Here is a 12,769-nt window from a genome sequence, read left to right as displayed (position 1 = left end):
TCTTTGACATACTGAAAACAACAAGATAGTATACTTACAGAAGAAGCGACTGTTGTGATTTGCTTTCAATCTATTATCTTTGACATACTGAAAACAACATTATTTCTTGAATGGTCAGCTTGTCAATGGTTGTGATTTGCTTTCAATCTATTATCTTTGACATACTGAAAACAACGTTTGTCCGATATCTACTTTATCGGCAGTTGTTGTGATTTGCTTTCAATCTATTATCTTTGACATACTGAAAACAACCCATTCCGGGACATCATCTGCGATTATCACGTTGTGATTTGCTTTCAATCTATTATCTTTGACATACTGAAAACAACCAATCGTGCATTACGATAATCTCCCGCATGTTGTGATTTGCTTTCAATCTATTATCTTTGACATACTGAAAACAACAAGACAACGTTACGGACTATATAGGCACTTGTTGTGATTTGCTTTCAATCTATTATCTTTGACATACTGAAAACAACGAAAACCTGTAAATTAACATACGATAATATGTTGTGATTTGCTTTCAATCTATTATCTTTGACATACTGAAAACAACTCAGCAGTTCCGGTGGAATTGCTGCCTATAGTTGTGATTTGCTTTCAATCTATTATCTTTGACATACTGAAAACAACATGCAACCGTTTTTCTGCTGGATATGAGCCGTTGTGATTTGCTTTCAATCTATTATCTTTGACATACTGAAAACAACAACCCTCTATCATACTCCTGATACATTCCCGTTGTGATTTGCTTTCAATCTATTATCTTTGACATACTGAAAACAACATGAACGACAAATTGTTATGCATAGGTATTGTTGTGATTTGCTTTCAATCTATTATCTTTGACATACTGAAAACAACTAAAATAGGAACATATGCTACCGAGTCTGCGTTGTGATTTGCTTTCAATCTATTATCTTTGACATACTGAAAACAACTTGGTAAGAAATATTTGTTTGTTCCTTCTGTTGTGATTTGCTTTCAATCTATTATCTTTGACATACTGAAAACAACTGGCAAGGTCTCTATAATACGATGCCACAGTTGTGATTTGCTTTCAATCTATTATCTTTGACATACTGAAAACAACAGTTGGCGGCATCATCGCTTACTACGAACAGTTGTGATTTGCTTTCAATCTATTATCTTTGACATACTGAAAACAACACTCCTTTGCATGTTCTTTACATGATGTCTGTTGTGATTTGCTTTCAATCTATTATCTTTGACATACTGAAAACAACCGTAACTCTACTATCCCCTTTCGTTTCTGTGTTGTGATTTGCTTTCAATCTATTATCTTTGACATACTGAAAACAACGGTTGTGTTGCATTGTCGGTAAGGTTATGGTTGTGATTTGCTTTCAATCTATTATCTTTGACATACTGAAAACAACCACGAGTTTTTTAGTGTATGCACGCATTTGTTGTGATTTGCTTTCAATCTATTATCTTTGACATACTGAAAACAACCACGAGTTTTTTAGTGTATGCACGCATTTGTTGTGATTTGCTTTCAATCTATTATCTTTGACATACTGAAAACAACTCATTAGGTAGGTTAATGATGGCATTCCCGTTGTGATTTGCTTTCAATCTATTATCTTTGACATACTGAAAACAACTAGAAATCATCTACACCAAATAGTTCCATGGTTGTGATTTGCTTTCAATCTATTATCTTTGACATACTGAAAACAACACACGCACAAGTTTATACGTGTTGCCAACTGTTGTGATTTGCTTTCAATCTATTATCTTTGACATACTGAAAACAACTCCAATCTACAGAATATACGTTGATATGTGTTGTGATTTGCTTTCAATCTATTATCTTTGACATACTGAAAACAACTTCTGCTTCAGTGAAACTTAACGCATCTAGTTGTGATTTGCTTTCAATCTATTATCTTTGACATACTGAAAACAACAAACACCGAAGTATAACAAAGCAAGAATCAGTTGTGATTTGCTTTCAATCTATTATCTTTGACATACTGAAAACAACATGCGCCGAGTGGGGGAGAAGCTCAAACTTGTTGTGATTTGCTTTCAATCTATTATCTTTGACATACTGAAAACAACCTAATTATAATTTAATGCTATTTGATTCTGTTGTGATTTGCTTTCAATCTATTATCTTTGACATACTGAAAACAACAATACCTTTTGGGAGTAAGGTTAGTATAGAGTTGTGATTTGCTTTCAATCTATTATCTTTGACATACTGAAAACAACTGAGAGAGTATTTACATGGACTATAATCTTGTTGTGATTTGCTTTCAATCTATTATCTTTGACATACTGAAAACAACTCCCTGGTTGTATGACCTTGGCTTGTTCCGTTGTGATTTGCTTTCAATCTATTATCTTTGACATACTGAAAACAACTTTGATAAGTGCAAAAAATAAGGAGAACAGTTGTGATTTGCTTTCAATCTATTATCTTTGACATACTGAAAACAACTGATTGTGTGCAATTGATTGTGGTTCAGTACTTAATGTTTGCAATTAGAAAATAAAAAAGTAGTTGTTGTTCAGTAAGAAATCCTGCTTGCAAGGCAGGATTTCTTATTTTAAAAAAGTTCAAGTTGCTGGCCTGGAGTATTTATTGGTTGCTCTTTTTTACCGAAGAATAGTTCTATGTTGCCAAATTGTTTATCTGTTATGCATAGAATACCGACTTGACCATTGGGGGGAAGAAAGGATTTAACTCTTTTTATGTGTACATCTGCATTTTCTGCGCTTGCACAATGACGAACGTAGATGGAGAATTGGAACATAGTAAAACCGTCCTTCTGCAAATTCTTTCGGAAATCAGCATAGGCTTTCTTTTCTTTTTTTGTGTCTGTCGGAAGATCAAAAAATACAAGAACCCACATAATACGATATTCACTAAATCTATTCATATTACATTTGCGGATATGCTATGTGGCGAAGTTCACCACTAAAACATTTGTATAATGAAGCTGTCGTTTGACTTACAGCAACCATGAGAGGACTACGTTTCCCGTTTACAGAAACTTCCAAAGTCGGGATCGTTAATAACTTTGCTTTTATTTCTTTTGATAGATCTGCAATGTCACAATTACTGTTTATAATGCTGACTATTAATTCATCAACATACGGACGATAAGGCTCCATTATATCATCTGCCAGACAATAGGCATTGTAGCGATTATGATGATGGATGCCTAATGTTGGAAGTAAACCGCTTGAAACAAGTCCTCTGGCAACCACTGCACGCAAAATGGCATATCCATAATTTAATAAATTATTGGGAGGAATACCTTCTCTATCTCTGGTAAAACCCTCAATCTTAGGAAAAAGATTTTTCCAGTAATAGGCTGCGGCACGTGCTTCTAAATTATCCGGGTCGCCACTTCGGACGTCATTAGCCCATACACGCATGTTTTTAATTTCACAATTTCGACTTTTAGATAAGACTGTTGCTTGATTCTCAATCTTCATCTTAATCGTTTGTTGCCAAAGTTGTTTTTTTAACGGTAAAGATGCATCCAATTGATCTCGAAAACGTTCATTTTGGGTCGTATTTCCACATAATGGCAGCATAAGTCCAACCGGCATACTTTTGCAGTCGCATGTAATAACGGCACAGTTGTTTTCAAGAAGAGCCTCCAATACCCCGGAAGTTATTGTAATCTGCTTATGGTCTAAAACAACAACTCCGATATCTTCTATAGGCTTACTTCTGACCGTGTCTCTCTTGAAACTATCCGGTAAAGTTTCATTTTTCTCTACTTCCGGAAGTTTTATTATCAATTGATTGTTTCTCAATGATAGATATGCTGGATTTCCGAAGTATAATGTGCTTTTTATCATGAGCTCTTTATTTCTTTAATATTTCCTAATCTATCTACTATTAGCTTTATGCACACATCTTTTATCATTTCACCTGTGATGGCACGTTCCATTTTGTTTAACGGTGAAAATTCCATTTTATTAATAATGGGCGTGGAGATATCTTGGCGAACGAACATGCATTGATTCCCTGTTGAAGAAACCATCTTATAAATTCTTTTAGGCTTTATATTTATATCATTTAAATTAATACCACTTTTAATATCCTCTTCTGTTGGTACATATACCAAGTCATTAGGTGATAGATGGAATAATAATTTGTACCCTTTCTCATTTATATTGGGGACTGCATTTAAACCTTGTTTCATTCGTTCTATAACAATATTCAATGGCACAGTTTCATATGAACGATTGCCGCTTTCGTCTGTATAAATTGCAAAAAACAAGTTTGTCCCTTTGGCTGCTTCAACATACTTATCTTTTTTATTACCTTTTTTGCCAACTGCAAATTTTTTGCCAATAGTTTCATAAACTCGTACTTTTATAATTGGTTGGTGAAACTTGCCATTATTGAATTGTATAATATTTTTATTCATTTCTTCAATTCCTTCAGGCGAAAAGGCTAAATCGGGATTATTTCCTTTTGTCGATAAGTAATTGAGTAAAATTTTCTGTATGGCTGTGTCTGTAACTGATTCTTTGATTTTCTTTTCATTGAAAGAAGTGTTAAGTGATTCCCTTACAGCTGAGTAGCCATTATCGAAGTAATAAACTTCAACTTTTGAGACATCAACATCTTGAAATTTATATTTTCTGTCTTTGAAGTATTTATTAATTATATCAGTATTATAATTGTCTTCATATAAACTGATTAGATGCTTTATTTCTTCTTTTAATCTTTTATCTACAATACTTCTCCAATTCTTAATTGCTTCGCTAAATCGTACTGTTTTAATTTTCCGTAAAGAAACTTGTGCATAAACCGTTTCTTTGTGCAGCGGTTTGCGAATAGCCCAATTTAAACCTTCTTGTTTGACCTTTATTTTTTTTCCGTTTTTGTATTTACTGTATTTATTTGTGGCTTTATTGATTATCCTTAAGTTCTGCTTGAAACTAACGATAATTTTAGACAATTCATTTTTGGCCTCAACAGTGAATTTATCCCAAGGTTTCTTGAATTCTGAGAATTTGTATCTTTCTTTGCCATCCTTGTCAATCCATTTTTCTGTGTAACGTAATTTGCGCTGTAAATCATGACGCGAATTCTCGGATTTTGCAGATTGATTATTCAGCAGATTTATATGGTCGCGTGTGACACAGGCAATTACTAAGGCATCCATTGCGTGATGACGATGGTCAATTCGCTTTTTTTGAAATCCTTTTGATAATTCTAATGGCACAGTTGGCAGAAATTTTTGGTATTGCTCATTCCAAGCGGTGAATTTACTTGTTTCGGTCAGTTGATTCATTCTTTCGAAACGCGGTAAAATTAAATCGTTCCAAATATCATTCAATCCCCAATCCTGCTTTAAGATCGTTGTTATTTTCCCATTTACAGGCAGTACATTTTTGGAATTAATGCCGTCATCATTGCTGTCTGCACGAACGATGTTGGATAGAAGAGCTGAAATAAACTTGCTGATGTAACGGGTGTCGTTCATTTGCCGTTCAATCATTTTATCTGGGATTTCTTCCAATAGTAGTTTCGTCTTTTTGGAACGGTTTTTAGAATAATGCCGGTTTACAAATTCCATATATTCTGCCTCTTCTAATATTTTCACAGATTGTCCAAGCCCTGTTTCAATAATTTCTCCGTGGTGATTTTTGATAAATTCTAAGCCAAGTTCTCTGTCTTTCTTTTTATTAACAGCTGCTTCGCAAATCACTTTATTACTAAGACTGTTATCAAAATAACGACTTTGTGGAATTATATGTTCAATCTCGTAGGCAGATGTAAATAGTTTTCCAAGCGGAATTATTTGTCCTGTGTAAGGCGAGCGATAACGCTGTTCGAGCCATAATTTATAACGTTGTAAATCTGCACTGGACGGTTGTGCAGTTTTGCTGATTTTGATAATAAAATCTTTATCGCTATCGCTGTCTGTAATATTTGAAATGGCATATTCTTCGTAAATTTTTAAGATTTCCTGTTGTATTGGTGAATATGGGCGAACATTCTCAACATTGCTGTCATTTTGTAATTCTGCGAGCAATGCCTTAATACGGAGATTGGTGTTTTCGTTTTCTATTACCGTATTAGCTATTTTCTTACGTTCTTCGGATGTGTTTTTCATTTCACGTCCAAGCTCAATATGAATTTCGTCGAAGAAATTTTCGTGACTGTGGCCATACTGTTTCCATATATCACGTACTACTCGCAAAGTCTCAGTAATAACCTGTTCCACAATAGGGTTACGTAATGAATGTTGCTTAAATTCATTCAGATATTCTTCCAAATCGGTAACATTTTTCCATTTTCCTGCAATTTCAGCTTCAGAATGTCTGTCATAAACAATGTATTGGGAGAGCCAAAGATGTAGGCCTTGAAAATGATACTCTTCTGTTAGTTTTATTGCTTTTTCTCGGACTCTTTCTTTTATTTTCTCATCATATTCACCTGTTATGATTTTGGAAATCCGAACTTTTGTGTTTTCATCTATGGCTGCATATTTCCAGTATTTTCCAATCCGCATCAATGGCAATAGTTTTTTGATTGCTTTTTCTGAGTATGAACCGTATTCGCTTTTGAATGGTGGAAACTTTTTAAAATTTTCTACGAAGGATTCAGTTTCTAAATTGTACTTTATCGCAAAATTTCTCAAAGCTTGTTCATATTCTTTTTTATCAGTGACAGAATAGATTATATGCCAAAGTTGATATTCGCGCGTTCCTAAATTTGCGCTTCCATGTTCTTCTGTCTTTCTGTCAATAAATTCTTTTGTGTCAATTATTTCCAAAAAATTATCAGGCACATTTTCTACTTTTGCCAAGCGTGTTGATAACATGGTATGGGTTTCGTTGCACGGATATTTCTTGTCTTCTACATAGTTCCAACGGTATTTATCTGTTTCGTTTTTCCCCTTTATATCTTTTTGTTTCAATAAATATTTAATAAGTATATTTTGTTCGATGTCTTTACGATTGTTCAAGAAGTCAAATAAATTTTCCAAATCTTCGATGTTGGTTATAAACGTTGTTGTAACCTCTGTTTCGTTATCTTTATTATAAATTTTCAAATTATACAACCATTGCCATAATCGAAATTCCTGATAATAAGGATTTGATTTGGGAATGCCTTTTAGATATTCCTTAATAGTATTGTTATTTTTGTCCTTATATATTCTAAATTCCAGTGAGCAGTTTCCTATTGACGACTTTTGACTTCGTAGCGGACGTTGATAGAAAATGATGTCATTCACAAACAGATGTATGAAATCCAGATTGCTTAAAAAGGACTGCTGTTCGGTGTTGTTTCGGTACAATTCCCTCACACAATCGTAATATTTTTCTTCGGTAAACAGTTCTGGCTGTAATTCAATTTGCTTTTTAAGAATAGCCAGAAGCTCCTCTTTATAAAACTTACGTTCGATAGTACGTACTAATTTACCACGAATTTTTTGTGTTGGATTTTGTAAAAGAGCTTCGTAAATGAATGCTCCGACTGTTTTTTGTGAATGCTCAATATCTGCTTCGGTTTTCTTTTTGAGCAATGTCCAATCATTCTCATTTGGTGCTCTAAATGAGCGTTTTTCATTACCGTCTTTATCGGTTTTTGTCGTACCGTCATCATTTAAATCGGTTGTAACAATAAAATCTCGTACTTTGTCTTTCCAATCGTATAAAGGGTTTTTGCTTGAACGACGATAAATCCAACCGTTTTCTAAATGTAGTGAATACCAAGTTTCGCCTTTGCTGTTTGGTTTTTCATCTGCAACAACATCAATAATTTTTAAAGAGTGAAATTCTACAGATTTGTTCGGCATTTCTTCTTCCTCTTCTCCACGCAACTGGTAATAGCCTCGTTTTGTATTGAAATTTAGAATGATCCATGCAAGTTCTTCTTTTAGAATTTTATGAGTTAAAGCTTTTTTGCGGAGATAGTAGATTGTCCAATCATAGGGAATTTTTATTTCTTGTCCGTTTGCTTTGAAATCATTAAGCATTTCATCGAAAGAACTTTGGAATAAAAATTTGAATTTTCCATCTTTGTTTCTAACCCAAGGTAGTTTTGTTTCTGTTTCAGGAATGAATTTACCAAGATTGTTGACAAAGTCAATGCTTTCTGCGTAATGCTTAGGTAGAAAGCCTAAAATATTAAGTACTCTATGTAGACGCTCGCGCCTTAAATTACAGCGTTCATATAATCTTCTCGTTCCTCTGAAATTAGTACGTTCTGCTGTTTGAGAAATGGAATTTCCAGCATCAAAATTCCCTAATATATCTTGGCTCATAGGGATAATTCGACTCCCAATTCCCAATATCTTTCCTTGTTTACTGTTGAAATCTTGTTCTATCAATGACCAGCCGACACTATTTGTTCCTAAATCCAGTCCTAATATGATCTTTTCCATGGTTTTATTTGTATGTTTTTTCAAAAATAAACAATAAAAACAAATAAGCACTTGTTTTTGACGAAAATATGAATATCTTTGCCTCTACAAAGATAAATTGAAGCAAATCACAATAAGGATTATTCCGTTGTGAAAACATTTAGGGCGGGGCAACTCGCCCTCTTTTTTTATGGAGAAATGGAGACTCACCCGATAATCATTGGGGATAAACACAAGGATGAGGTAGGTGATACAGATCAGTTTAAACCTGGCAAGTTTCGAATCTTCCGCAAACCTGAAGATTACAATAACCCCCTTTTTAGCCGTTTTTCTATTTCGTCCGAAATTCTGATCGATTTTGGATTGACTTTTTTCATGGTTTTAACCTGGTCGGATGACAATAGATAAAATGAGGTGCCGATCCCATTCCAAAAAACGTGCAATTTGATAGCCGAGAACTGGATACGGCAGCAAAGTGATAAAGCTTAACTCCCGGAGAATCGAATATTTGAAAATAAAACGGACGGCGTTCCAAATATCCCAAGGAAATTCAGGGGCCTTTTTGCCTTTATAACGGTCCTCTTTTCAATTACGACCGTCCAAATCTCCATTACGACCGTGCTAATCTTCGCGAGGTGCCGAGTGCACTACACATTAGCACGGTCGTAATGGCAAAGAGGACGGTCGTAATTGTTGAAAACGCTCAAAAAAGAGGAAAAAGTCCCTTTTTGAGGTCAAAAAAGTGGATTAACATTTGTTTTGTTTTGGATGTCTTTTAGACTTGAAAAATGCGTTTTATACAATAAGCCTCCCTGCGGCAGGCTCTCTTTTGTCAAATAATGAATTTATTTATCCCCAATGATTAGCGGGTGAGCTTAAATTTAATTCCATTGTAGTCATAACACTGTTATTTAGGTTTCTTAATAAGGAAAGGGTAAGATATATTCTTGAATTATACCTACTTTTGCATTTGAAACAAAATAGGAATATGATATTTTACTTTACAGGAACTGGTAATTCGCTTTGGGTGGCAAAAGCTTTGGGAGAGGCATTAGGAGAACCGTTGATTCTGATTGCAGATGAATTGCGTAAGGAGGACAAAGACTTGGTTTATCCGCTCCGCCGGGATGAAAAGATACTGTTTGTCTATCCTGTGCATTCCTGGGGACCAGCGGTGCCGATGGCCCGTTTTATCTCCCGGTTGGTGTTGGAAGGATATGCCGGACAGCCCGTCTATTCCGTTTCTACTTGTGGAGATGAATGCGGATATGCAGATCAGCTTTTGGAGAAAGCCTTGCGCAAACGGCGTTTACCGCTTACTGCCGCCTATTCCGTGATTATGCCGAACAACTATATCCTGCTGCTCGGTTTCGATGTGGACAGTAAAGAGGTGGAAGAACAGAAGTTGCAGGAAGCGCCTGCACGGGTCGGGGAAATCATTGAAGCGATCTGTAGTGGGCAAGATTCCAGTTTATATACGCAAGGAAGCATGCCTTTCCTGAAAAGCCGGCTTGTCTATCCTCTTTTTGCCCATTTGGCAATCGGGAGAAACTCATTCCGGGCGACAGATGCCTGTATTTCCTGCGGATTGTGCGAACGCATTTGTCCTACCGGAACGATTACCTTGCAGGAAGGGAAGCCGGTCTGGTCGAATACCTGTGTGCAGTGTGTCGCCTGCATCCACCGTTGTCCCGTCCGAGCAATCGAGTATGGCAAGGAGACGCTGAAAAAAGGAAGATATCATCATCCTCAAGTTAAATAATAAATAAACAGATAAAATGAAACGATTAGCAGTAACAGCCCTGGTGGCCCTGACGTTGGCAAGTTGCCAGGAAACGCCGAAAGGTTATGTGATAAACGGTGAGGTAGCCGGTATGCCGGAAGGTAAAATCTACCTCAAGTCATTCCGGAATAAAATGTTTTTTGATGTCGACACAGCTGAGGTGAAAGACGGGAAGTTCACGTTTAAAGGAGAAGTAGACCAGCCTTTATTGTTTGGTCTGGCAACCGAGAATATGGATTATCCGGTTCAGCTCTTTGTCGAGAATACGACTATGGATGTAAAGATCGGTGATGACGGAGAGACGATTACGGTTCAGAACTCACCGGTAAACACCGTCTTTCAGGAGAATGCCGACAAGGTTTTTGAGGACGGCTACGACATTGATAGCCTGATTGCCAAATATCCGGATTCGCCTGCCGCCGCCTTCTACCTCTATCGCTATTTTACCTATCAACTGCCGCTGGACGACTTAAAGGCAACCCGCGCCCGGATTTCGCTGGCATTGGGCGATTGCCCGTATGTGAAAGATTTGGACGGCATCATCAAGCAGCTTGAAAACGTGCAGATTGGTAAGACTGCGCCGGAGTTTTCTTTACCTGATACGGCAGGCGTTTCGGTATCGCTTTCCGATTTCCGGGGCAAATATGTCTTGTTGGATTTCTGGGCATCCTGGTGTCCGCCCTGCCGTCGCGAGAATCCGAATGTCGTCAAGGCATTCAACGAATATAAGGATAAGAACTTCACCATTATCGGGATTTCCTTAGATAAGGATAAAAGCAAATGGCTGAAAGCGATTGCCGATGATAACCTGACTTGGACACATCTTTCCGACCTGAAATACTGGGATTCCGAAATACCGGCGCTCTACGGTGTGCGTGGCATTCCGGCCAATGTATTGTTGGACCCGGACGGTGTGATTATCGCCAAGAATATAACCGGTGAGGATTTGCATCAGAAACTGAAGGAAGTAATCAAGTAGAACGATGCGTACGTATAGCGTTATGACTTTATTCCTGCTTCTCTGCTTCTCTCTTTCGGCGGCGGAGAAGCCGGATTTTGATACGGCGGTGCGTGCCGCCGTATCCCGTCAGATGCAGACTTATCCGAAATCGACATTGAAAGACCTGTATAAGAATTTCTTTCAGGATAAGTTCGGCCCCGGGCATATCATCGGCGATACGGCGGCTGCCGGTAATTATCTGCGCCGTGAACTTGCTTCCTACACGGAATGTTCCGGCGATATTGCCGAGCCGACCGGCTGGGAAGGTAACTTCCTACGGGTGAACCTCTCGGTTATCAAAACCGGACAGATTCCCTATAATACCTTTTTCGATGCCTTTGTCCGTAGTGTAAACGGAATTCAGCCTGTAACGGTTGCCGAATGGAAAAAGGAGTGGCTTCAGATCGAGGCGATTATCCGTTCCATAGAACTGGCTTTACCTGGTTACGAAGCCGACCGGAAAGAGATTGAAGAACGGTTGGACAGGGGAGAGTATGTCGGACATCACAGCAAAGTCTTTGAAGAAACCTACTCGCCTCATTACCGTATTGTCAGCAAGGATATATTTGAGAAGGAATTGAAACCATTGTTGTAATTTATTCATCCTCGTCCGGATCTCCGAAATCAAAGTCGAAGTCGAAACCGTCACCGGCCATTCCCGGATCAGTGAACTGTTCCAGTTCGCGGCGGTCCTTTTTGGTCGGACGGCCTAAGCCGCGTGCGCGGTCGACAAAACCGGAGATGCGGTTCATTTCCAGAATTTCATACTGGTCGGGTGTCGTTACGTTTTCTAAAAAGCCCGGCACCAGTTTGGCTCCCATGCGGTGTTCCGTTAAGTCGAGCACTTTGAATGAGTAGGTGATAGGCGGTTTGCGTACCTGTATCACTTCCCCGACTTTGATCATGCGGGAAGGTTTTATTGTGACGCCGTTTATCATGATCCGGCCTTTCTTGCAGGCCTCGGCGGCTATCGTACGTGTTTTGAATATGCGGGTAGCCCACATCCATTTGTCTATACGGACTTCGTTCATAATAAATTCTCAACTATTTATTGTTGTATAGGTTCATCGTATTCTGTATTCCGGCCAGGCAGAAACTCTTGATGATTTCTACGGCCCGTTTCATTTTCTCCGGCATAAGCTGGAGTTCTTCCGGCGGAAATTTGCCCAGCACATAGTTGATCTGTCCGCCACGCGGGAAGTCGCTGCCGATACCGAAGCGGAGGCGGCTGTATTCTTGTGTGCCTAACAATTGCTGGATGTTCTTCAAGCCGTTATGCCCGGCATCACTGCCTTTGGGTTTGAGGCGGAGCGTCCCGAACGGAAGTGCGAGGTCGTCTACCACAACCAGCAGGTTTTCTACCGGGATATTTTCTTTCTGCAACCAGTAGCGGACGGCATTGCCGCTCAGGTTCATGAATGTGTTCGGTTTCAGTAGAATCAGCTCACAGTTCTTGACACGCATCCGGGCGATTGCGCCATAACGTTCTTCTGTAAAAGGAACGCCGGCATCTTCCGCCAGTGCGTTTACCACACGGAATCCGACATTGTGGCGGGTTCCTAAGTATTCGGAGCCGATATTACCAAGTCCTGTTATCAGATATTTCAT

At 38.2% G+C, this 12,769-nt stretch carries 9 protein-coding genes and 1 CRISPR repeat array (1 of these 10 cut by a window edge); of the genes, 4 read left to right on the top strand and 5 right to left on the bottom strand.

Going from position 1 to position 12,769, the window contains the following annotated elements:
- Positions 1-636: direct repeats of the CRISPR family, unit length 46 nt; unit sequence TTGTGATTTGCTTTCAATCTATTATCTTTGACATACTGAAAACAAC; it reaches 3,786 nt to the left of the window's first position.
- 1,946 nt (positions 637-2,582) lie between these two features.
- From cas2 to cas9, 3 genes are read right to left on the bottom strand one after another with little or no spacing between them, the layout of a single operon-like run.
- On the bottom strand, positions 2,583-2,915 hold the full coding sequence (gene cas2 / locus DWW90_RS07705; protein ID WP_122276196.1) for a CRISPR-associated endonuclease Cas2: 333 nt from the start codon (positions 2,913-2,915) through the stop codon (positions 2,583-2,585).
- 1 nt (position 2,916) lies between these two features.
- On the bottom strand, positions 2,917-3,849 hold the full coding sequence (gene cas1, locus DWW90_RS07700) for a type II CRISPR-associated endonuclease Cas1 (protein ID WP_122344558.1): 933 nt from the start codon (positions 3,847-3,849) through the stop codon (positions 2,917-2,919).
- Positions 3,846-8,399 (bottom strand): type II CRISPR RNA-guided endonuclease Cas9, encoded by a 4,554-nt coding sequence (gene cas9 / locus DWW90_RS07695; RefSeq protein WP_122344557.1) that lies wholly within the window; start codon positions 8,397-8,399, stop codon positions 3,846-3,848. Before cas9 ends, cas1 begins: the two co-directional genes overlap by 4 nt.
- Before the next feature lie 129 nt (positions 8,400-8,528).
- Between cas9 and DWW90_RS07690 the strand changes: the two genes are divergently transcribed.
- The 4 genes from DWW90_RS07690 to DWW90_RS07675 all read left to right on the top strand — a co-directional run bounded on the left by DWW90_RS07690 (position 8,529) and on the right by DWW90_RS07675 (position 11,756).
- Positions 8,529-8,786 (top strand): hypothetical protein, encoded by a 258-nt coding sequence (locus tag DWW90_RS07690; RefSeq protein WP_122344556.1) that lies wholly within the window; start codon positions 8,529-8,531, stop codon positions 8,784-8,786.
- A gap of 580 nt (positions 8,787-9,366) precedes the next feature.
- Complete coding sequence (locus DWW90_RS07685) at positions 9,367-10,140, top strand: EFR1 family ferrodoxin (RefSeq protein WP_122344555.1); 774 nt, start codon at positions 9,367-9,369, stop codon at positions 10,138-10,140.
- A 16-nt stretch (positions 10,141-10,156) separates the two neighbouring features.
- Positions 10,157-11,140 (top strand): TlpA disulfide reductase family protein, encoded by a 984-nt coding sequence (locus tag DWW90_RS07680; RefSeq protein WP_122344554.1) that lies wholly within the window; start codon positions 10,157-10,159, stop codon positions 11,138-11,140.
- A 4-nt stretch (positions 11,141-11,144) separates the two neighbouring features.
- Positions 11,145-11,756 carry a hypothetical protein gene (locus DWW90_RS07675; protein WP_122344553.1) on the top strand — a complete coding sequence of 204 codons (612 nt, stop codon included), beginning with the start codon at positions 11,145-11,147 and terminating at the stop codon, positions 11,754-11,756.
- A gap of 1 nt (position 11,757) precedes the next feature.
- On the opposite strand, the gene DWW90_RS07670 is transcribed toward DWW90_RS07675, so the two are convergent.
- Both DWW90_RS07670 and pth read right to left on the bottom strand, forming a co-directional pair.
- On the bottom strand, positions 11,758-12,192 hold the full coding sequence (locus tag DWW90_RS07670; protein WP_115498171.1) for an RNA-binding S4 domain-containing protein: 435 nt from the start codon (positions 12,190-12,192) through the stop codon (positions 11,758-11,760).
- Between the two features lie 13 nt (positions 12,193-12,205).
- On the bottom strand, positions 12,206-12,769 hold the full coding sequence (gene pth, locus DWW90_RS07665; RefSeq protein WP_122344552.1) for an aminoacyl-tRNA hydrolase: 564 nt from the start codon (positions 12,767-12,769) through the stop codon (positions 12,206-12,208).

The organism is Parabacteroides sp. AF17-28, assembly GCF_003479205.1.
GTDB classification, from domain to species: domain Bacteria; phylum Bacteroidota; class Bacteroidia; order Bacteroidales; family Tannerellaceae; genus Parabacteroides; species Parabacteroides acidifaciens.
Note: the sequence above shows the minus strand (reverse complement) of the source record. Positions and strands in the feature narration are given on the sequence as shown.